The organism is Pseudomonas sp. 4CAES_32.4 (assembly GCF_058136335.1).
The window spans coordinates 358397-379892 of the sequence record NZ_CM176882.1 but is presented as its reverse complement, the minus strand read 5'-3'; the positions used below and the strand labels follow the sequence as shown (position 1 = coordinate 379892).

Below are 21496 nucleotides of genomic sequence, written 5' to 3'. Positions count from 1 at the left end.
CTTTTTCCTTCGTCAAAAGAGCGGCAAGCTGCAAGCGACTAGCTGCGAGCATGCGGTGTTCCAGTTCTTGCAGCTTGAAGCTTGCGGCTTGCAGCTGCTCCTAATTTTTTTCGAGCGCCCACAGGTCGCTTTCGATGCTCTCAAACCGCTCTTTGAGGTGGGTCTGCACATCGAAAATCGCCCTGTTGTAATAGTGCGGAGCAATTTCGCGGGTAAACAGCTCAAGAATTTCCGCCGCTTCGAACGAACCGAGGTCCAGTTCGAAACGGTCTTCCATGAACCGCTGAATCTTGCGATTGGCGTCACTCTCCTGCTCGGGAGTGAGGGTCAGTATCGGCGGTTTGGATTTCTTGGCAGCCATTTACCAGCGACCGTCCCACGCGGCGAAGTTCTGCAGCAATTGCAGGCCGTGGGTATGGCTTTTCTCCGGGTGGAACTGCACGGCGAAACGCGAGCCATCGGCCAGCGCTGCAGCGAAATCGACGCCGTAATGACCGCCACCCACCACCTGCCGCGCATTGGCGGCAGCGATGTAGTAGCTGTGTACGAAGTAGAAACGCGCCATGTCCGGAATGTCATGCCACAGCGGGTGGCTGACTTTCTGCTTCACCTCGTTCCAGCCCATGTGCGGGACTTTCAGGTGTTCGCCGTCTTCATGCAGATCTTTGCCGAAGAACTTCACCGCGCCCGGGAACAGGCCGATGCAGTCGACGCCATCGTTCTCTTCACTGGTGTCGAGCAAGGCTTGCATGCCGACACAGATGCCGAGGAACGGACGATCCTGGCTGACTTCACGCACCAGTGAATCGAAACCGAGGCGACGGATCTCCGCCATGCAATCGCGAATCGCGCCAACACCGGGGAACACTACGCGGTCAGCTTCGCGAATCACGTTGGCGTCGCTGGTGATCAGCACCTTGCCGGCGCCGACGTGCTCGAGGGCCTTGGCCACCGAGTGCAGGTTACCCATGCCGTAATCGATAACTGCAACCGTCTGCATTACAGAACGCCTTTGGTCGATGGCATCTGCCCGGCCATGCGCTCATCCAGCTCGACGGCCATGCGCAGCGCGCGGCCGAAAGCCTTGAACACGGTTTCGATCTGGTGGTGAGTATTGGTGCCACGCAGGTTATCGATGTGCATGCTGACCAACGCATGGTTGACGAAGCCCTGGAAGAATTCCTGGAACAGGTCAACGTCGAAGCCGCCAACGGTGGCGCGGGTGTACGGCACGTGCATCTGCAGGCCCGGACGACCGGAGAAATCGATCACCACGCGCGACAGAGCTTCATCGAGCGGCACGTAGGCATGACCGTAGCGACGGATACCTTTTTTATCGCCGATGGCTTTGGCAAACGCCTGGCCGAGGGTGATACCGACGTCTTCCACCGTATGGTGGTCGTCGATATGCAAATCGCCCTTGCATTCAATATCCAGGTCGATCAACCCGTGACGGGCGATCTGATCCAGCATGTGCTCAAGAAAAGGTACACCGATATCGAATCGGGCCTTTCCGGTGCCATCAAGGTTGATCGAGGCTTTGATCTGGGTTTCCAGAGTGTCGCGCTCGACAGAAGCCTTACGTTCGGCCATCACCAGCTCCGCAAAATCATTGGGCGAAAAAGGCAGCCATTATAGGCACGCGGGGCGCAAACAGAAACACGAGAGGTGAGATGGCTGACGGATAGAATGCCCGGCTGTCGCGGGTAGACATGTCCATACAAGCCATTAGAGGCAACCAAAAACAAATGTAGGAGTGAGCCTGCTCGCGATGAGGGCCTCACAGTCAACATTTCTGTGACTGTCAGACCGCTATCGCGAGCAGGCTCACTCCTACAGGGGTACTGCGTTTTTACTTAGTGAAACAGTACCGCCGTCTTCTGCAGGGTCACCCACACACCCCACGCCAACGGAATACCCACAGCCAGCCAGGCAGCAATCGCCAACGGCTTGCTGCCCGGTGCGGCTTTCCACTCCAGAACCGTGCTGGCATCAGCACCTTTGTCGTGACCCAGCGCCTGTTCGGCGGCCAGTTCAGCGTCAGTCATGAAGTATTTGTCAGCCACCGGACGCACCATCAGGTTGCACAGGAAGCCCAGCACCAGCAGACCGGCGAGGATGTACAGCGTGATGTCGTAAGCGGCAGCGCGTTCTACACCGATGCTCAACTGATACTCACGCAGGTAGTTGACCAGCACCGGGCCAAGCACGCCGGCCGCAGCCCAGGCAGTCAGCAGACGACCGTGGATCGCGCCAACCATTTGCGTACCGAACAGGTCGGCCAGATACGCCGGAACCGTGGCAAAACCACCGCCGTACATCGACAGGATGATGCAGAACGCCGCCACGAAAAGCGCAACGTTGCCCAAATGGCCCATGTTCGGAATCAGCGCGTACAGGGCAAAGCCCAGGGCGAAGAACACGAAATAGGTATTTTTGCGGCCCAGGTAGTCCGAGAACGAGGCCCAGAAGAAGCGGCCACCGATGTTGAACAGGCTCAGCAGACCGGTGAAACCGGCAGCAATCGCCGCGATCGAAGCCAGTTGCCCGGCATCGAGCTGACCAAACGGCACATCAACACCCAGCAGCTTGCCGCCGAACACTTCCTGCAGCAGTGGCGAAGCCATGCCGAGGATGCCGATACCGGCAGATACGTTCAGGCACAGCACCAGCCAGACCAGACGGAATTGCGGGGTTTTCCACGCCACATTCACGTGCACGTGACGGTGGGTGATCATCGCATTGGCTGCTTTCTTCGCCGGCGCAGTCCAGCCTTCAGGTTTCCAGCCGGTTGGCGGCACGCGGTAGGCCAGAGCACCACCGATCATGAATACAAAGTAGATCGCCGCCATGGCCACGAAGCTCTGCCAGACGCCAACACCTTCAGCCGAGCCGAAGTGGCTCATCAGTGCAGTCGCCAGCGGTGCACCGACCATCGCGCCGCCACCGAAGCCCATGATTGCCATGCCGGTGGCCATGCCGCGCTTGTCCGGGAACCACTTGATCAGGGTCGATACCGGCGAGATATAGCCCAGGCCCAGACCGATACCACCGATCACGCCCGAGCCAATCCACATCAGCCAGATCTGGTGGGTATAAATCCCCAGCGCCGAAATCAGCAGACCGCCGCACCAGCACAGTGCCGATACAACGCCAGCCTTGCGTGGCCCGGCGTGTTCCAGCCAGCCACCCCAGATCGCTGCCGAGCAGCCGAGGAAGATGAAGAACAACGTGTAGATCCAGCCGAGCATCGAGATCGGCCAGTCGCAGTTCGACGAAAACACCTGTGCGATGAAGCTCATGTCCGGTGCGCAAGCTACTGGAGCGGTTACGCCCAGCGCTTTGGACAGCGGCAACCAGAACACCGAAAAGCCGTAGGCCATACCGATGCACAGGTGGATGGCCAGAGCGGCCGGTGGCACCAGCCAACGGTTGAAACCGGGCTTGGCGATGATGCGTTCCTTGGACAGGAACGCGGGCTGGTCGGCTTTGAGACCGTCCGCCGTAATGCTCGTGCTCATTGTGTATCCCCCAATTATTAGTATGGTTCGCCAGCCACTGCTCACCCTCGGACTTATGCACGCAGGCATGACCGTTTTTTAAGGTGAAGCTCCTTGAAGGCGCGACGTTAAGTCGCAGAAGGACGGACGAACGGGCGAAGGTTACCATTTGCAGGTGACAGAAAAACCAAACTGACATCACCTTTTTTCAGTCATCTGATCTCGTATCACTCAGGAAACTGCCATGCCGTTCATTGTCCAGACGCTGAACGCCGCTAATTGTCAGGGTCGGGAGGATCTGCAGAAAATCTAGCGCGACGCTCAAAACAGGCTGTATGCCCCGTAATCCGGGGGCGGCGAGCTGATCGGAAACGGGCTGATGGACGGCTGGCTGATAGCTGGACGCCTCAACGACCGACTGCGCGGCACCGGGCGTCTGCGAGGGCACCACGACGTTTGGTACTTGTCCGAATTATGCGTACGAAAAGTTACCCACCACCGTGGAGTAGCCGAACGGCTGGTGAACCAAGCGCAGAAAATGGCGTCGCAAGCGGGGGTAGAATTGCGTCTTTTGGCGACTGTCGGGCATCTTCAAGCTCAGGGCCTTTGCGCAAAGTTAAAGGTGCCGCTTGTGGCAATGGCAACATGACGCCACACCGAACCGGGCCATTGCAGCGCTATACTCCCCGGCTAAATTACGAATTCGACTAACTACAAGGACTCGCCCATGAAAGCGTTCGGCAAAATCCTGGGTCTGGTACTTCTCGGGTTGTTGCTGATCATTGTGGCGGCAGGTTTTGCCCTGACCCACCTCTTCGATCCCAACGATTACAAAGACGAGATCCGCCAGATAGCCCGCGACAAGGCCCACATCGAGCTGACGCTCAATGGCGATATCGGCTGGAGCCTGTTTCCGTGGCTCGGCCTGGAATTGCACGAGGCCAGCGTCGCCACCCTGGCCAAACCTGCCGAACCGTTTGCTGACCTGCAGATGCTCGGCCTGTCCGTGCGCGTGCTGCCGCTGCTGCGCCGCGAAGTGCAGATGAGTGACGTGCGTGTCGAAGGCCTGAACCTGCGCCTGAATCGCGACAAGAACGGCCATGGCAACTGGGAAGACATCGGCAAGGTACCCGCTCCGGCTGGAGCAACGCCGCCAGCCGCTACACCGGGGCAACCGGCCAGCGAAACCCCTGTTGCGGTGGAAAAACCGCCACAGCCGATCCGTCTCGATATCGACAGTCTGACCGTCAACAACGCCCGCGTTGAATACAACGACGAACTGACCGGCAAGCAATTCAGCGCCGAAAGCATTCAGTTGAGCACGGGGCCGGTACACGATTCGACCAACATCCCGGTAAAAGCCACCGCATTCCTCGGCACCAATCAACCGGTTCTGCGTGTGCGCACCGAGTTGACCGGCGAGCTGCGCATCGAGCGCGCACTGCAGCGCTACAAATTCGAAGACATGAAATTGTCCGGTGAACTGGCTGGCGATCCGCTGCAAGGCAAGACCATGACCTTCGCCGCACAAGGTCAGTTGTTGCTGGATAAAGCCGCAAACGTCGCCGAATGGACCGGGATCAAGATTTCCGCCAACCAATTGCGCGCCTTGGGCGAGCTGAAAGCCAACGACCTCGACAAAACTCCGCAGATCACCGGCGGCCTCTCCATCGCCCAGTTCGATCTGGCGAAGTTCGTCGACAGCATCGGCCAGAAACTTCCGGCGATGGCCGAAGGCAGCCTGAGCAAAGTCGAGCTGGTCAGCCGCGTGGCCGCCACGCCAACCAGCGTCGCGCTCGACAACATCAATCTGAAGCTCGACGACAGCAGCTTCAGCGGTCGCATCGCCGTCGAGGATTTCGCCAAGCAATCGCTGCGCGCAGTGCTCAAGGCCGACACCTTTAACGTCGACCGTTACCTGCCGCCGAAATCGGCGCAGGCCAACAGCGCCACGCAAGTGCGTCAGGCCGAAGTCGCCAGCACCGAAGCCGATGCGATGGCTGGCGCCGGTTCCACGCCGCTGCCGGACAAGCCAAGCAAAACCGCTTGGAGCACCGAGCGCCTGCTGCCGGTGGAGCGTCTGGCCAAACTCGACGTCGATGCCGATCTGACCTTCGGCCAGTTGACCCTCGACAAGCTGCCGATCCAGAACGCCGCACTGAAAGCCACCGGTCAGGGCGGTCTGCTGACCTTGAGCAATCTGAGCGGCGAGTTGTACAACGGCGGGTTCGAGGCCAAAGGCACCCTCGATGTGCGCCCAAGCGCGCCGGTGCTGAACCTGCAGACCAAACTCAACCGCGTGCCCGCGGAAAAAATCCTCGAAAGCCAGGGCAAGAACCCGCCGGTCAAGGGTCTGGTGACGCTCACCAGCAACGTGACCAGCAGCGGCAACAGCCAGCAGGCACTGATCGACACCCTCAACGGCAACGCCAGTTTTGTGATCAACAACGGCGTGCTGCTCAACGCCAACCTTGAACAGCAACTGTGCAAAGGTATCGCCACGCTCAACCGCAAAACCTTGAGCGGTGAGCCACGCGGCAAGGACACGCCGTTCCAGGAACTCAAGGGCAACCTGACCTTCCGCAACGGCGTCGCCAGCAACCCGGACCTGAAAGTGCGCATCCCTGGCATGACCGTCAACGGTGACGGCGACATCGACCTGCGCGTGCTCGGCATGGATTACCGCGTCGGTATCATCGTCGAAGGTGACACCAGCGCCATGCCGGATCCGGCCTGCCAGGTCGGCGACAAATTCGTCGGCGTCGAGTGGCCACTGCGCTGCCGTGGCCCGCTGGAACTCGGCGCCAAGGCCTGCCGTATCGACAACGATCGTCTGGGTCAGGTCGCGACCAAAATGGCTGGCGACAAGCTGAGTGAGAAGATCGACGAGAAACTCGGTGACAAGGTCAGCCCGGAATTGAAAAACGCATTGAAGGGGCTGTTCAAGCGATGAGAGCGGAGCAGTTTTCCACGGCGGTGCTGGACTGGTTTGACCGCCACGGCCGCCACGATTTGCCTTGGCAGCAGGACATCAACCCGTACCGGGTGTGGGTGTCGGAGATCATGCTGCAGCAGACCCAGGTCAGCACCGTGCTCAATTACTTCGACCGCTTCATGGCCGCACTACCGACGGTCGAAGCGCTGGCCGAAGCGCCGGAAGACGAAGTGCTGCACCTGTGGACCGGGCTGGGTTACTACACCCGTGCGCGCAATTTGCAGAAGACCGCGAAGATCGTCGTCAGCCAGTACGGCGGCGAGTTTCCCCGAGACGTCGAAAAACTTACGGATCTGCCAGGCATTGGCCTGTCCACCGCGGGCGCCATCGCCAGCATCAGCATGGGCTTGCGTGCGCCGATTCTCGACGGCAACGTCAAACGCGTGCTGGCGCGCTTTACTGCGCAAGAGGGCTACCCCGGCGAGCCGAAGGTCGCCAAACAGCTCTGGGCCAACGCTGAGCGCTTTACGCCGCACGATCGGGTCAACGCCTACACCCAGGCGATGATGGATCTCGGCGCCACACTCTGCACGCGCAAAAAGCCGAGTTGCCTGCTGTGTCCGCTGGAGCGTGGTTGCGAGGCACACATGCTGGGCTTGGAGACGCGCTACCCGATCCCGAAGCCGCGCAAAGCCATCCCGCAGAAGCGCACGCTGATGCCGATGCTCGCCAACGGCGACGGCGCGATTCTGCTTTACCGTCGCCCCTCGAGCGGTTTGTGGGGCGGTCTGTGGAGCCTGCCGGAACTCGACGACCTCGACGACCTGCAACATCTCGCCGATCAGCACGCGCTGACCATGGGCGAGCAGCAGGCGCTGCCGAGCCTCGTCCATACCTTCAGCCATTTCCAGCTGTCCATCGAACCCTGGCTGGTTCAGGTGCAGGAGGCCAGCCATCACGTGGCCGAGGCCGACTGGCTCTGGTATAACCTCGCCACCCCGCCGCGCCTGGGCCTCGCCGCCCCGGTCAAAACCTTGCTCGAACGCGCGGCCGCCGTCTTGAATGCAGGAGAGTAGCCATGACCCGCACCGTAATGTGCCGCAAGTACAAAGAAGAACTGCCAGGCCTGGAACGCCCCCCGTACCCAGGTGCCAAGGGCCAGGACATTTTCGAACACGTCTCCGCCAAGGCTTGGGCCGACTGGCAGAAACACCAGACCCTACTGATCAACGAAAAGCGTCTGAACATGATGAACGCCGAAGATCGCAAATTTCTTCAGGGCGAAATGGACAAGTACTTCTCCGGCGAGGAATACGCCCAGGCCGAAGGCTACGTTCCGCCCGCAGAGTAAACCCCGGAAATCGGGGGTCGGATCGTAAGCGACGGAATTAATTTAAGAAATTTTAAAAAAGTCGTTGACGTAAATCCGAAAAACCCTTTTAATGCGCCCCGTTGCCCAGATAGCTCAGTCGGTAGAGCAGGGGATTGAAAATCCCCGTGTCGGCGGTTCGATTCCGTCTCTGGGCACCAAATACCGAAAACCCTGAATCGCAAGATTCAGGGTTTTTTTATGTCTGCGATTTGCTAAGGCACGGTTTCACACCAGCGAAATTGCCGGACAACGCTTCGCTCTCCTCTTTAGGTGCCCACCAAACAGCACCAGATCGCGATTAGGCGTAGAGACCTGCAAATCTCGAGATCGCCCTACCCTGAAGTCCCTCAAATCTATCAGAACGCTCCGTAGGCTATAGCGGAAATGGACGACATACTCGCCCTCGCAGTTTAGGCAGAATGCGATGAAGAGTTGCCACATAGCTCGACAGCAGACCTCACAACACGGAAGTAACCTGACAAAGAGGGAACACAATGTCCTGGGACATCATCGGCATGCTCGCACTCGTCGCGTTTTGCGCCGGTTTTTTTGATGCGATTGCCGGGGGAGGCGGTTTGATCACCCTGCCGGCGCTGTTTCTGGCAGGCATGGACCCGATCAGTGCGATTGCCACTAACAAATTTCAGGCAGCCTCAGCGACTGTCTCGGCAACGGTCACGTTTGCCCGCAAAGGAATGATCGAATGGCGCGAAGGCCGCTTCCTGGCGATCTGCGGATTTGTCGGGGGTGCCAGCGGCGCGTTACTGGTCAGCTCAATCGACAAGCGCTACCTCGAAGCCTGCGTGCCGATCATGTTGATTCTGGTGGCGATCTATTTTGCGCTGTCGCCGAAACTGGCAAATGAAGATCGACGCAAGAGAATAGGGATCCTGCTGTTTTCATTCACCGTTGCGCCGATCCTGGGTTTTTACGACGGCATATTCGGCCCGGGCGTGGGTTCATTCTTTATCGTGGGATTTGTCCTGCTGTGCGGCTTGGGCATGATGCGCGCCATGAGTTTTACCAAGCTGGCCAACGCTTCCTGCAATCTGGGCTCGCTGGCAGTGTTCATCACCAAAGGCGTGATTATCTGGCCAGTCGCAATTGCCATGGCACTGGCGGCGTTTGTCGGCGCTCAGTTAGGCGCCCGTGCCGCTGTTCGGGTCGGGCCGCGATTGATAAAACCGATGTTGATCGTGGTTTGCTGCGCCTTGGCCATCAAACTACTGAGTATTGAAAGCAACCCATTGCGCGTTGTGGTCTCGCAGGCAGTGGCCTCGTTTTGAGCACCATCGCGCCGCGCCCAAGAAAAAAACCGCGATCCCTCCCCAGAGATCCGCCCCTTACGGAAGAGGGTCATCCTAGATGAGCCAGAAACGAAGCCGCATCCCCCTGCCCCATCCGTCTCCGCCCCAGGAAAGCCTGGTGTGGAGAGGATTGACGATCATGATCAGCGTGTTTCTGATTTTTACCGGCGCGCTGCTGAGTTACTCCACCATCGACGGCCTGATCCACGACACCATCACCACCGCCACTCGCGGCGGGCCGGCCAAGGTCTATACCCTCGCCGGGCAGCCGGGTGCGTACTGGTTTCATATTTTTTTTGAAGGACTCTTCGGCGTTTTGCTGCTTGCTGCAGGTCTGGCTTGGCATCGACTGACACGCATCGAAAAACCTGCGACCAAGGCCAAGCGCAAACCTCGTTCGCGCTAGTGATTGTCGTCAGGTGTACGAAATGGACTACAGGCCTTTGCCCGTTAAAGCCGTTTGACTCGGCAATGTCCTGCAACACCCACCGCCTCTTCCTGCGGATTTCGTCGCCTCTCCCGACATACCGAAACGGTAACTCTTGGCATGCTTTTGCCTCTGTTCCCAATGACGCGGAAGACCGATGAGCCAGCTAAAACCTGCTGACATGCAAGACCCGAAAATCGATTCATTGCTGGGAGAGCTTGGCGAGTTGATTCGTCAGGCGCGGCAAAAAGTGCTGCGAGCGGTTGATACGATCCAAGTGCAGACCTGCTGGCAGATCGGCCGACATATCGTCGAGTTTGAACAGCAAGGTGCCCAGCGTGCGGGCTATGGAAAACAGCTGATTGGCCTGCTGGCGAAGGACCTGACTGGGCAGTTCGGGAAAGGATTTGATGAAACCAACTTGTGGAAGATGCGCCTGTTTTATCAAAAATTTCCAATTCGAGACGCACTGCGTCCCGAATTGAGCTGGACCCACTATCGCCGACTACTGCGGGTCGGATGCGAAAAGGCGCGCCATTGGTACGTGGACGAATGCGCCACCCTGAATTGGTCTAGCCGCGCCCTCGACCGCCAGATCAATACGCTCTACTACGAACGACTCCTCATGAGCCGTGACAAAGCCGATGTGATCGAAGAAGCCACCACCAACATCGAAGCAATGAAATGCAATCCCCGTGAATTCATCCGCGATCCCGTCATGCTGGAATTCCTCGGTCTGCCGTCAGCAGGCAGGGTCAGGGAAAGCAGTCTCGAACAAGCCCTGATCGATCACCTGCAAGGCTTCCTTCTTGAACTGGGCAAAGGCTTTTCCTTCGTTGCTAGCCAGCAACGCATCAGCACCGACGGCGTCGATCTGTACATCGATCTGGTGTTCTACAACTACCTGCTCAAATGTTTTGTGATCATCGATCTCAAACGCGGCAAGCTCAGCGCCCGTGATGTCGGGCAGATGGACATGTATGTGCGCATGTACGATGAGCTCATGCGCAGCGAGGGCGACAAGCCGACTGTCGGGATCATTCTGTCTGCCGAGAGCAATGACTCGGTGGCGCGCTACTCAATGCTCAAAGGTAACGAGCAACTGTTCGCCAGCAGTTACAAGACGATCCTGCCAAGTGAAGAAGAGCTGCGCGCTGAACTCAACCGAGAACAGGCATTGATCGAGGAACGCATGCTCACTGAATCCACTGAATAAACCTGCGGATTGTTCCCGGACGGCGCGAAGACTATCGTTGGCAACTTACCCGCCAAGGCCGATCGTCATGAGCTGTCAGGACACGCCCGCAATGCAGGTCACGCAGTCAAAGTCGCCGACTTTGGCTGCAGCACAAGGTGAGCCTTTCAAGGAAGCGGCTGCCGACGGGTATGTGCTGGGCGGTTTCACCTGGCGTCACGCATCAGCCGATGCTCAGCGCCCGGTGGTCATCATCAACGCCGCCACCTCCGTGCGTTGCCGCCACTACTCGCGATTCGCCGCCTATCTTTTCGGCAACGGCTTCGACGTCATCACCTACGACTACCGTGGCATTGGCGAATCGCGACACGCGTCGATCAAAGGCTTGAAAGCCTCATGGACCGACTGGGGCGCACTCGATTTCGAAGCGATGCTCAAACGCGCGCAACGGGAGTTTCCTGGCCAGCCGATTGATGTAGTCGGCCACAGCTTTGGCGGTTGCGCGGCGGGGCTAGGCGAGTCCGGACGAGTTATCCGACGATTGGTTACTGTCGGCGCACAGTTCGCTTACTGGCGCGATTACGCCCCTGAGCATCGCTGGCGTATGTTCGGCAAATGGCATGTCATGATGCCGTTGATCACACTGGTCTGTGGCTACTTCCCCGGCAAACGCCTCGGCTGGCTAGAAGACACGCCAACGGGCGTTGTACGCGACTGGAGCACGCCTGCCCCGCGTTTCGAACAGCGCCCGAGTGGCCGCACACTGAGGAAAAAAAGCGGCGCCCTGCCCTTCGCCAATGTAAGCGCACAAACCCTGGCTATCAGCATCAGCGACGATCCCTACGGCACAATCCCGGCCATCGACCGCCTGCTCGGCTACTTCTGCAACGCAACCAAAACCCACCTGCGCATCGAGCCGCAGGACATCGGCGAACAACAAGTCGGACATTTCGCCTTTTTTCGCAGCGCATACCAAGCCACACTATGGCCCATCGCTCTGACCTGGCTGCAAACCGGCGCACTGGCCCCCGACACACCCGGGCGGCAAGTCCCACGCAGCTGAGCCCTCTCAACGCACGACGGAACACACCATGGCCTCCGCCAACAAGCAGCAAAAACGCGCCACTCGGGCCAAAGCCAAGGCCAAGCAGAACCGCACCAAGCGCACTGAAGCGCCGGTCGAGCTGGACCCGAACGACGACCGCATCGACTTCAAGTCGGTGGATCTGACCGAACTGTTCAAAAAGATGATCGACGCAGAGAAGATCAGTCAGCAAGCGATGTGCAGCGCATTCCTCGAAGACCCTCTGCTCGAACTGGTTTACGAACAGGAAGGCGAAGAAGGCGCGATGGATTTCATCCTCGCCGCGCTGATCGAGTATCGCCAGTGGTCGCAGGAAACCGACGAGGCCGGCGCGCTGGCGTGGATCGAATCCCCGGCCTTCCAGGCCGACTATGTGGCGGCGTCCGACGCGATCGCCGCGCAAACCCAACCAAAGAACTGAGCTCCCATGGCATCCCTGAACAAGCAACAGAAACGCGCCAAACGCGCCAAGGCCAAAGCCAAGCAAATCCGTATGGTCGGCCGCAAGCCGCTGGAACAGGACGAAGACCTCGACCACCTCGCCGAGCCGGTGCCGGAATACGTCCTGGCGATGTTCAGCAAAATGCGCGACGCCGAAGCCATCAGCCGCAACGAAATGCTGCTGACCCTGCTGCGCGAACTGGCGTTCGTCATCGTTGACCATCCAGAGCTGCTGGACATGGAAAACGCCGATAACGAAGGCATGGCCGCCACCCACCTGGCCGCCGACATGTTAATCGACTACCGCATGTGGGCCGAAGGCGTAACGATCGAAGAAGCCCAGGCCTGGCTGAGCGAGCCACAGTTCATCACCGATTTCGGGGTTGCGCTGGATGCTTATGGCAAGTCGGTGGAAGCACAGGAAGACAAGAGCGAATAAATCACGCTCAGAAACAAAAACGGCCGCTAGTCATCACTGACAGCGGCCGTTTTGCATCACGCGTTACGGATCAGTTCAACACCACCGCGCAACGTTTTTCCAGCTTGCGACGGCGCGCCACCAGTAGACCGGCAGCCACCACCATCAGGCTCAGCAGGCCAGTCGCGAGGATCTCCACGCGATGCGCTTCCTGGAACAGCATGATGGTCAGGGCCGCGACGATGAAAATGATCACCGCGTAGGTCAGGCCCGGGAACAGCCACATGCTGAAGACGATCTTCTCGCCGCGTGCCATGCGCTGTTTGCGCATACGCAATTGCGAGAACGCGATCACCAAGTACACCAACAGTGCGATGGCGCCGGAGCTGGCCAGGAGGAATTCGAATACGGCGGCCGGGGCCACGTAGTTGGCGAAAGTGCAGAGGAACGCCGCGCCGGTGGACAACATCACTGCCCAGTAAGGCGTGCCGCTTTTGTTGGTGCGGGTCGACATGGCCGGTGCATCGCCACGCTTGCCAAGGGAGAAAAGCATGCGCGACGAGGTGTACAGCGCCGAGTTCAGGCAGCTGGTTACCGCGACCAGAACCACGATGTCGACGATCATTTTCGCATTAGGAATGCCCATGCGCTCAAGCACGGTCTGGTAGGAACCGAGGTTGGCCAGCGTAGGATCGTTCCATGGCACCAGAGCCACAACGATGAAGATCGAGACGAGGTAGAACAAGCCGATCCGCCATATCACCGAGTTGGTGGCTTTGGAAATTTGCTTGCCCGGGTCCTTCGATTCCGCGGCCGCGATGGTGACGATTTCGGTACCCATGAAGGAGAACATGGTGGTCAGGATTGCGCCCAACACCGCACCCATGCCGTTTGGCAGGAAGCCGCCGCTGTCGAACAGGTGCGACACACCGCTGACCTGGCTGTTCGGCAGGAAGCCGAAAATGGCGGCGAGACCGAGGCCGATAAAGCCGATGATCGCCAGCACCTTGATCAGGGCGAACCAGAACTCGAATTCGCCGTAATTCTTCACGCTGAACAGGTTGGTGACCGTAAGCAACATGGTGATGATCAGCGCGAAAGCCCAAATGCCTACGCCCGGGAACCAAGCGTGGAGGATGGTCGCGGCGGCGTTGGCTTCCAGTGGAATCACCAATACCCAGAACCACCAGTACAGCCAGCCGATGGTGAAACCGGCCCAATGGCCAATGGCACGGTCGGCGTAAGTCGAGAACGAACCGGTGTCCGGCGAGGCAACGGCCATCTCGCCGAGCATACGCATCACCAATACCACCAGGGTCCCGGCGGCGGCATAAGCCAGCAGCACGGCAGGGCCAGCGGCAGCGATGGCGTGGCCGGAGCCAACGAACAGACCGGCGCCGATTACACCGGCGATCGACAACATGGTCACATGACGCGGTTTGAGCCCCTGTTCGAGGCCATTGGAGCTTGGGGTACTGCTCATCGAAACTACCTTTGCGAGGAAAGCGATTGCGTCCGGCCCGTCTGGTATTTCTTTCTCGTAAAAAGAAACCAACGGGGCGTTCCTTATTCTGCACGCAATAATTGCGCCAAAATATTTCAAAGTGTTCTGGGTCGGGGTCTTGCTCGCGACCGGACGGTCATCGCAAGTCCTTGAGATTAATGGCTATTCGCCAGAGCGTTACCCTGCGACTCACTTTCAAGACGAATCAGCGCACCAGAAACACACTGAAAAAGTGTCGGACGCACAATAAAAGGGCGAATCATGTACGTTCGGCCGGATAGCGCTTCCAACACCCCGCCAAAGCTGGCAACATCGCGCCTTTTTTTACGCGACACCCACGGGTTTGCACGATCAAACACCCGTTCGGTTGTTGACGGGGCGACAGTCTGCTGTGCCGATGCGACAACCTGCCACATGCCAACCCTTTACCGCTCGCAGCGCTGTTGGCTGCCATTGAAACGCTATGCTAGCTTGGCCGCCTCGCCAGGAAGGCCATCCAACAGCTGGAGCGCAACATATATGAGGAACGCACATGGCTGAGGCCACGCCCGCGCTTGAAATCCGCAACTTGCACAAACGCTACGGACAGCTTGAGGTGCTCAAAGGCATCTCGCTGACCGCCCGCGACGGCGATGTGATCTCGATCCTCGGTTCCTCCGGTTCCGGCAAGTCCACGTTCCTGCGTTGCATCAACCTGCTGGAAAACCCGCATCAGGGCCAGATCCTGGTGGCCGGTGAAGAACTCAAGCTCAAGGCCGCCAAAAATGGCGAACTGGTTGCCGCCGACGGCAAACAGATCAACCGCCTGCGCTCCGAGATTGGTTTTGTGTTTCAAAACTTTAATCTGTGGCCGCACATGAGCATCCTCGACAACATCATCGAAGCGCCGCGCCGCGTACTTGGCCAGAGCAAGGCCGAGGCCATCGAAGTCGCCGAAGCGCTGCTGGCCAAGGTCGGCATCTCTGACAAGCGTCACGCCTACCCGGCGCAACTGTCCGGCGGCCAGCAACAACGCGCGGCAATTGCCCGCACGCTGGCGATGCAACCGAAGGTGATCCTGTTCGACGAGCCCACCTCGGCGCTTGACCCGGAAATGGTTCAGGAAGTACTTAGTGTCATCCGCGCATTGGCCGAAGAGGGCCGCACCATGCTGCTCGTGACCCACGAAATGGGCTTCGCCCGTCAGGTCTCCAGCGAAGTGGTGTTCCTTCACCAAGGCCTTATAGAAGAGCAAGGATCGCCACAGCAGGTGTTCGAAAACCCGCTTTCGGCGCGCTGCAAACAATTCATGTCCAGCAACCGCTAACGGAGCAACATGCATGCAGAATTTCAAGAAGGTCTTCCTGGCCGCCGCCGTCACCCTCGCGTTCAGCGCCGGTGCCATGGCTGAAACCCTGAAGATGGGCATCGAAGCGGCCTACCCGCCGTTCAACAACAAAGACGCCAGCGGCAACGTGGTCGGCTTCGACAAAGACATCGGCGACGCCCTGTGCGCGAAGATGAAAGTCGAATGCACCGTGGTCACCTCCGACTGGGACGGCATCATCCCGGCCCTGAACGCGAAGAAGTTCGACTTCCTGATCTCCTCGCTGTCGATCACCGAAGAGCGCAAAGGCGCGGTCGACTTCACCGACCCGTACTACTCGAACAAGCTGCAGTTCATCGCCCCGAAAAACGTCGACTTCAAAACCGATAAGGACTCGCTGAAAGGCAAGACCATCGGGACACAGCGTGCGACCTTGGCCGGCACCTGGCTGGAAGACACCTACGCCGATGACATCAAGGTCAGCCTCTACGACACCCAGGAAAACGCCTACCTCGACCTGACTTCCGGTCGTGTCGACGCGATCCTCGCCGACAAGTACGCCAACTATGACTGGCTGAAAAGCGACGCCGGCAAGAACTACGAGTTCAAAGGCGACCCGGTTGTAGAAAGCGACAAGATCGGCATCGCAGTGCGCAAGGGTGATCCACTGCGCGAGAAGCTGAACGCCGCTTTGAAAGAAATCGTCGCCGACGGCACCTACAAGAAGATCAACGACAAGTACTTCCCGTTCAGCATCTACTGATTCTGACCTGTGGGACTGGCGCCGTGATGCTACGGCGCCGGCTCCCGACTTTGCCTGCCGCAATTTGAACAGAAATCCATGATTATCGACCTCTACGGATTCGGCCCGGCCCTCGCGGCCGGCGCGCTGATGACCGTCCAACTGGCCCTCACGGCCCTGTGCCTGGGACTGGTGCTCGGCCTGCTCGGCGCCTTGGCCAAGACTTCCCCGTACAAGCCGCTGCAATGGCTTGGCGGCACTTATTCGACCTTGGTACGTGGCGTCCCGGAATTGCTCTGGGTGCTGTTGATCTACTTCGGTACGGTCAACCTGATGCGCGCCCTCGGTGAGTTCTTCGGCAACCCCGACCTGCAACTCAACGCCTTCGCCGCCGGTGTGATCGCCCTCGGCCTGTGCTTCGGCGCTTACGCCACGGAAGTGTTCCGTGGTGCGATCCTCGCCATTCCCAAAGGCCACCGTGAGGCCGGCCAGGCCTTGGGCCTGTCGAAATGGCGGATCTTCACCCGGCTGATCATGCCGCAGATGTGGCGCATCGCCCTGCCCGGCCTGGGCAATCTGTTCATGATCCTGATGAAAGACACCGCGCTGGTCTCGGTGATTGGCCTGGAAGAAATCATGCGTCACGCACAAATCGGCGTGACCGTATCGAAACAACCGTTCACCTTCTATATGGTCGCCGCGATCATGTACCTGGGCCTGACTGTGCTGGCGATGACCGGCATGCACTTCCTGGAAAAACGCGCCGGGCGCGGCTTTGCGAGGAGCGCTTCATGAACTGGGAAGTAATTATCAAATGGTTGCCGAAACTGGCACAGGGCGCGACCCTGACGCTGGAGCTGGTGGCAATCGCCGTAATCGCTGGCCTGCTGCTGGCGATCCCGCTGGGCATCGCCCGCTCTTCGAAACTTTGGTACGTGCGCTCGCTGCCTTACGCGTACATCTTCTTTTTCCGTGGCACGCCGCTGCTGGTTCAGCTGTTCCTGGTTTATTACGGTTTGGCGCAGTTCGACGCGGTGCGTGAAAGTGCGTTGTGGCCGTACCTGCGCGATCCGTTCTGGTGCGCGACCGTGACCATGACCCTGCACACAGCGGCGTACATCGCCGAGATCCTGCGCGGTGCGATCCAGGCGATTCCGCCGGGCGAGATCGAAGCGGCGCGAGCCCTGGGCATGTCCAAGCCGAAAGCGATGTTCTACATCATCCTTCCTCGTGCCGCGCGCATCGGCCTGCCGGCCTACAGCAACGAAGTGATCCTGATGCTCAAGGCCAGCGCACTGGCCAGCACCGTGACGTTGCTGGAACTGACCGGCATGGCGCGCACCATCATCGCTCGCACCTATCTGCCGGTGGAGATCTTCTTCGCCGCGGGCGTGTTCTATCTGCTGATGGCTTACGTGCTCGTGCGCGGCTTCAAGCTGCTGGAGCGCTGGCTGCGCGTCGATGCCTGCCAAGGGCGTTGATTCTTCCCACGTGCTGACGGGCGAGCACCTACTCGCCCGCTTCACCGCGCTGGATACATTTCTCACAACCCATCAGGCGTTGTGGAAACCTCGACCGTTCACGCATCTTTCGCTTCCCTGGGAAGCGTCCTACCCGGAGTTGGCCTTATGGCTACGGGCAAGGTCACTGGAAGACGCGGAAAACGCACATAACACCCCTGCAGATCTCCGCGATGCGCCAGAGCCTTTTGCCTCACTGGCAGCGTTGTCGGCTGAACTCAGTGCGGTGGGCGAGTTGCCCGGGCACGCGCTCGAAGCCGCCGGCCATCGCTTGAATGTCGATGTGCCGGGGCGCAAGTGGCAACAGATCGAAGCGTTTGCCAGCCGCTTGTCGTTTGCCACGCGACCGACGCATTGGCTGGATTGGTGTTCGGGCAAAGGCCATTTGGGTCGACGCCTGTTGGAGTCGGGTCAACAGCTGACGTGCATTGAGTACGATCCTGCATTGGTTGCCAGCGGTCAGGCGTTGAGTCAGCGTCATCATTTACACGCTTTGCACGTGGAACAGAATGTACTGGCGGCAGACGCCTCAGCCGTATTGAGCGCGACTCATACGCCCGTCGCCCTTCACGCCTGTGGCGATTTGCATGTTCGCCTCATGCAACTGGCCAGTGCTGTCGGTTGCCCACAAATGGCCATCGCGCCTTGTTGCTACAACCGCATCGATTGCAGCGAATATCTGCCATTGTCCTCACCCGCATCGGCATCACTCCTACAGCTTTCGCTGGAAGATCTGGCGTTGCCGATGAATGAAACCGTCACCGCCGGTGCACGCATCCGACGCCAGCGTGACACCTCGATGGCTCGACGCCTGGCCTTTGATCTGCTCCAACGGCAAGCACGAGGGGTCGACGAATACCTGCCGACGCCATCGCTGCCCAGTGCCTGGCTGGATAAACCCTTCGCCGATTACTGTCGCGATCTGGCAGTCCTAAAAGAGTTATCCACAATTGGTTCTCCAGATTGGACAGCACTGGAGGCGGCCGGTTGGCGGCGGTTGGCCGAAGTTCGCAACCTGGAACTGATGCGCGGATTATTCCGACGACCAATGGAGCTTTGGCTGAACCTCGACCGGGCACTTTTCCTCGTCGAGCAGGGCTACGTCGTACGCCTCGGCACCTTCTGCGCAACATCCCTTACACCCCGCAACTTGCTGCTATTGTCCGAACGCGCATAATCCACTGACGCCCTGTGGATAACTCTGTTGATGAAATCTTCGTGGATCCAATATTCACGCCTGTTTCAAGCCTTTAACAGCACTGTTCATTTTTTGTTCACATGGATAAAAAACCAATAAAACAGGGATTTGCGAACAAAATGAGAACGCATCCACAAAAACTCGCCTAAGCGCGGTTTCGTGCCAGTCCGTTGTGCATAAGCCGCCAATCAAAACGACATAACTGCCGAAATCCACCCGTTCGTAGCGAACAATTGCGACGTTCCGCCAGCCTTGCTATACAAGGTCACAGCGTACCCCCCAACAAGAACAATCATCCCGACAGGAAGCGACCGTGACGTTCATTTCTTACGCACAGAATTTTGAAGACGTCCGCTTATGGCGAGCCCTCAAGCAGGTCGACAACGGCTTCTATATCGATATCGGCGCCAACGACCCGAATCACGACTCGGTCACTAAAGCCTTCTATGACCACGGATGGAAAGGCGTCAACGTCGAGCCGATGCAGGACTATTACGACGCCCTCTGCCAGCAACGCCCACGCGACGCGACCGTGCAATGCATTGCCAGCGATCAGCCCGGCGAAATGACTTTCTACGCCATCCCCGATACCGGCCTGTCTACCGCCGACCCAGCGGTCGCCCAGCACCACAAAGACCAAGGCATGGACGTGCGCAGCCTCACAGTCAAGTCGCGCACACTGACCTCGATCTGCGAACAATACGCTGCTGACCGGCCCATCCACTTTCTGAAAATCGACGTCGAAGGCCACGAAGAAAGCGTCCTGCGCGGCATGGACTTCGCTCGCTTCCGCCCCTGGATCATCGTCATCGAGACCCCATGGGAGCGCGACCACACCTGGGAACCGCTGGTGACTGACGCCGGTTACCAAGCGATCCTGTTCGACGGCCTCAACACCTGGTTCCTCGCCGACGAATATATGAAGCTGAAACCGGCGTTCGACATCCCACCGTGCAACCTCGACAACTTCCAACTGTGCAAAGGTCACGCCTTCGCTTACCCGATCAGCGCCAGCGAAGTCGACACCGCCCAACAACTGGCCAACGCTCTGCAACGCGCCGAACAAGCCGAAGCACAGCTGATCGCCCTGCAAAACAGCCGCACGGTGAAGGCCGTGCAAACGTTGCGAAATGTACTGAGAAAGGCTTGATTTACAGAGATGCAAAAATAGTCTGAATTCAGGGGTTTACAGAAATTATCCAGTCGCTATAATCGTCGCCCACACGCCGGTATAGCTCAGTTGGTAGAGCAACTGACTTGTAATCAGTAGGTCCCGGGTTCGACTCCTGGTGCCGGCACCATATTCAAAGCCCCGCAATGCGGGGCTTTGTCGTTTCTGGACCTAAATAAGACTTCACGCCAAATCGTGAAAACGTCCACAAAGTGTCCACACTTGATTTCTCCCTTCCGCCTGCAGGTCCTATTTGCGCGGCGACTCGGCATTCGAATCCGTCAACGAGTGGCCAATCTCCAACATCATTTCCAGCAAATCCGCAGTCTCGCGAAATTCCTCAGGATTGTTGGTTCCGACAGCCAAGCCGCCTCCTGGAATGACATCAAGTCTGACGCTGTCAGCTAGTTGATGGAAACGAACAATCTGTCTCGCCTCATCAGCCGTGAGCACTCCTAACTTTGTGACGTTCCCTTGGTACACCCTGTTGAACTGGCTATCGATACGGACTTGGAAAAATTCGGGTGCAACCACGAATGCGCCCATAACCGAAGTCTGCCGGCGAGCGAGCAAAGCCTGTTTTTCACGGAGAACAGGGAGAAATCTGCGGCGCTCAACGATGAAAATAAGGGCCGCCACCTCTGCCAGAAGTGACGCCTTAACACTGGCGCTTTCCCGTTCCGCCTGCCGTTTCAAAAGCACCAGCGGCGCTTTTATCGCCACCCCACCTGATACCACTGCGACCACAATCGCAGTCCAGTTAGCAGCAGCCAACGACTCCACCAACGGCGACCAATCAATCTCCATCCCCCACCTCCCCAATATCCACCAACCCAAACGAAAGCGGATTCAACTTCACCACCTCCGCCAAATGCCCAGGGCTAAAATGCGCATACTTCATCGTCATCGCCAACGAAGCATGCCCCAGCACCCGCTGCAGCGTCAGAATATCCCCACCATTCATCATGTAGTGACTGGCAAACGTGTGCCGTAAAACATGAGTCATCTGCCCCGCCGGCAACTCAAGCTTCAACACATCACCACTGGCCGAGACCTTAACCTGTCGATCGGAGGACAGCAAAACACCGCAGTGAGCGGCGACATGAACGAGCGGATCAAAGGTGTACGCAAGAGCCTGGCAACCGTGAGTCAGCGACTCCAGGCACCCACCACATGGCTGGGTTCCGAAACGGTCAACGTGTTGTATGTCTTGGGCGATCTGATCGATCTGGTGGAACAAATGAATACCGCAATTGCCACGCACCAGCACGGCCCCACGCCGCCACCGGCAAACGCCGCAGCCTTCACAGCTCATGCCGCGAAGGCTGCTGAGTTGTACGCAGAACTGGAACCCATCTCGGCATAAACAACTTCAA

Annotated in this window: 22 protein-coding genes, 2 tRNA genes and 2 pseudogenes; 19 read left to right on the top strand and 7 right to left on the bottom strand. The window is 58.5% G+C overall.

Annotated elements, in window-relative coordinates; translation table 11 throughout:
• Nucleotides 1–100 precede the first annotated feature (100 nt).
• The 4 genes from AC3Y64_RS01700 to AC3Y64_RS01685 form a co-directional block, all read right to left on the bottom strand.
• Nucleotides 101–361: a DUF2164 domain-containing protein gene (locus AC3Y64_RS01700; protein WP_122593988.1), complete on the bottom strand. Its 261-nt coding sequence runs from the start codon at nt 359–361 to the stop codon at nt 101–103.
• Nucleotides 362–1000 (bottom strand): imidazole glycerol phosphate synthase subunit HisH, encoded by a 639-nt coding sequence (hisH, locus tag AC3Y64_RS01695; RefSeq protein WP_008080553.1) that lies wholly within the window; start codon nt 998–1000, stop codon nt 362–364.
• Nucleotides 1000–1593, bottom strand: coding sequence for an imidazoleglycerol-phosphate dehydratase HisB (gene hisB / locus AC3Y64_RS01690; protein WP_042557195.1), 594 nt, complete (start codon nt 1591–1593; stop codon nt 1000–1002). Before hisB ends, hisH begins: the two co-directional genes overlap by 1 nt.
• Nucleotides 1594–1856: 263 nt before the next feature.
• A complete protein-coding gene (locus AC3Y64_RS01685) occupies nt 1857–3521 on the bottom strand; it encodes an OFA family MFS transporter (protein ID WP_158959723.1) in 1665 nt (554 codons plus the stop codon).
• 223 nt (nt 3522–3744) lie between these two features.
• On the opposite strand from AC3Y64_RS01685, the pseudogene AC3Y64_RS01680 reads away from it, so the two are divergent.
• From AC3Y64_RS01680 to AC3Y64_RS01630, 11 genes and pseudogenes are all read left to right on the top strand, one after another.
• A pseudogene (locus AC3Y64_RS01680) lies at nt 3745–4149 on the top strand (acetyl-CoA sensor PanZ family protein).
• 78 nt (nt 4150–4227) lie between these two features.
• Nucleotides 4228–6453: an AsmA family protein gene (locus AC3Y64_RS01675; RefSeq protein WP_489986219.1), complete on the top strand. Its 2226-nt coding sequence runs from the start codon at nt 4228–4230 to the stop codon at nt 6451–6453.
• Nucleotides 6450–7511: an A/G-specific adenine glycosylase gene (mutY, locus tag AC3Y64_RS01670; RefSeq protein ID WP_489986218.1), complete on the top strand. Its 1062-nt coding sequence runs from the start codon at nt 6450–6452 to the stop codon at nt 7509–7511. The genes AC3Y64_RS01675 and mutY overlap by 4 nt, the downstream gene beginning before the upstream one ends.
• Nucleotides 7512–7513: 2 nt before the next feature.
• The gene (locus AC3Y64_RS01665; RefSeq protein WP_064388926.1) at nt 7514–7786 is read left to right on the top strand and encodes an oxidative damage protection protein; all 273 of its coding nucleotides are present in this window, start codon (nt 7514–7516) and stop codon (nt 7784–7786) included.
• 103 nt (nt 7787–7889) lie between these two features.
• Nucleotides 7890–7965, top strand: a tRNA-Phe gene (locus AC3Y64_RS01660).
• Nucleotides 7966–8301: 336 nt separating this feature from the next.
• Nucleotides 8302–9093, top strand: coding sequence for a TSUP family transporter (locus tag AC3Y64_RS01655; protein ID WP_489986217.1), 792 nt, complete (start codon nt 8302–8304; stop codon nt 9091–9093).
• Between the two features lie 160 nt (nt 9094–9253).
• The gene (locus tag AC3Y64_RS01650) at nt 9254–9520 is read left to right on the top strand and encodes a hypothetical protein (RefSeq protein ID WP_489986216.1); all 267 of its coding nucleotides are present in this window, start codon (nt 9254–9256) and stop codon (nt 9518–9520) included.
• 178 nt (nt 9521–9698) lie between these two features.
• Nucleotides 9699–10757, top strand: a complete 1059-nt coding sequence (locus AC3Y64_RS01645) for a PDDEXK nuclease domain-containing protein (protein ID WP_489986215.1) — start codon at nt 9699–9701, stop codon at nt 10755–10757.
• 67 nt (nt 10758–10824) lie between these two features.
• Nucleotides 10825–11799: an alpha/beta hydrolase family protein gene (locus tag AC3Y64_RS01640; protein ID WP_489986214.1), complete on the top strand. Its 975-nt coding sequence runs from the start codon at nt 10825–10827 to the stop codon at nt 11797–11799.
• Nucleotides 11800–11827: 28 nt separating this feature from the next.
• Nucleotides 11828–12241, top strand: coding sequence for a hypothetical protein (locus tag AC3Y64_RS01635; RefSeq protein WP_489986213.1), 414 nt, complete (start codon nt 11828–11830; stop codon nt 12239–12241).
• A 6-nt stretch (nt 12242–12247) separates the two neighbouring features.
• Entirely contained in the window at nt 12248–12700 is a 453-nt protein-coding gene (locus tag AC3Y64_RS01630; RefSeq protein WP_008080542.1) for a hypothetical protein, read from the top strand.
• Between the two features lie 70 nt (nt 12701–12770).
• Here the strand turns inward: AC3Y64_RS01630 and gabP are convergent, their stop codons facing one another.
• Entirely contained in the window at nt 12771–14162 is a 1392-nt protein-coding gene (gene gabP / locus AC3Y64_RS01625; protein ID WP_489986212.1) for a GABA permease, read from the bottom strand.
• Between the two features lie 553 nt (nt 14163–14715).
• On the opposite strand from gabP, the gene AC3Y64_RS01620 reads away from it, so the two are divergent.
• The 7 genes from AC3Y64_RS01620 (at nt 14716) to AC3Y64_RS01590 (ending at nt 20250) form a co-directional block, all read left to right on the top strand.
• Entirely contained in the window at nt 14716–15489 is a 774-nt protein-coding gene (locus AC3Y64_RS01620; protein ID WP_053116575.1) for an ABC transporter ATP-binding protein, read from the top strand.
• A 13-nt stretch (nt 15490–15502) separates the two neighbouring features.
• Complete coding sequence (locus AC3Y64_RS01615) at nt 15503–16252, top strand: ABC transporter substrate-binding protein (RefSeq protein WP_034153033.1); 750 nt, start codon at nt 15503–15505, stop codon at nt 16250–16252.
• A 78-nt stretch (nt 16253–16330) separates the two neighbouring features.
• A complete protein-coding gene (locus AC3Y64_RS01610; protein ID WP_489986211.1) occupies nt 16331–17026 on the top strand; it encodes an ABC transporter permease in 696 nt (231 codons plus the stop codon).
• Nucleotides 17023–17712, top strand: a complete 690-nt coding sequence (locus AC3Y64_RS01605) for an ABC transporter permease (protein WP_007909164.1) — start codon at nt 17023–17025, stop codon at nt 17710–17712. The genes AC3Y64_RS01610 and AC3Y64_RS01605 overlap by 4 nt, the downstream gene beginning before the upstream one ends.
• Nucleotides 17693–18928 (top strand): methyltransferase, encoded by a 1236-nt coding sequence (locus tag AC3Y64_RS01600; RefSeq protein WP_489986210.1) that lies wholly within the window; start codon nt 17693–17695, stop codon nt 18926–18928. Before AC3Y64_RS01605 ends, AC3Y64_RS01600 begins: the two co-directional genes overlap by 20 nt.
• A gap of 334 nt (nt 18929–19262) precedes the next feature.
• Nucleotides 19263–20099 carry an FkbM family methyltransferase gene (locus AC3Y64_RS01595; protein WP_489986209.1) on the top strand — a complete coding sequence of 279 codons (837 nt, stop codon included), beginning with the start codon at nt 19263–19265 and terminating at the stop codon, nt 20097–20099.
• 75 nt (nt 20100–20174) lie between these two features.
• Nucleotides 20175–20250 (top strand) — tRNA-Thr (locus tag AC3Y64_RS01590).
• A gap of 119 nt (nt 20251–20369) precedes the next feature.
• Here AC3Y64_RS01590 and AC3Y64_RS01585 read toward each other — a convergent pair.
• Together AC3Y64_RS01585 and AC3Y64_RS01580 are read right to left on the bottom strand one after the other, a co-directional pair.
• Nucleotides 20370–20927, bottom strand: a complete 558-nt coding sequence (locus AC3Y64_RS01585) for a hypothetical protein (RefSeq protein ID WP_489986208.1) — start codon at nt 20925–20927, stop codon at nt 20370–20372.
• A pseudogene (locus AC3Y64_RS01580) lies at nt 20917–21147 on the bottom strand (tyrosine-type recombinase/integrase); the annotation flags it as partial. The gene AC3Y64_RS01585 and the pseudogene AC3Y64_RS01580, both read right to left, overlap by 11 nt.
• Between AC3Y64_RS01580 and AC3Y64_RS01575 the strand changes: the two are divergent.
• Nucleotides 21118–21486: a hypothetical protein gene (locus AC3Y64_RS01575; RefSeq protein ID WP_489988042.1), complete on the top strand. Its 369-nt coding sequence runs from the start codon at nt 21118–21120 to the stop codon at nt 21484–21486. The pseudogene AC3Y64_RS01580 and the gene AC3Y64_RS01575 overlap by 30 nt on opposite strands.
• Nucleotides 21487–21496 lie beyond the last annotated feature (10 nt).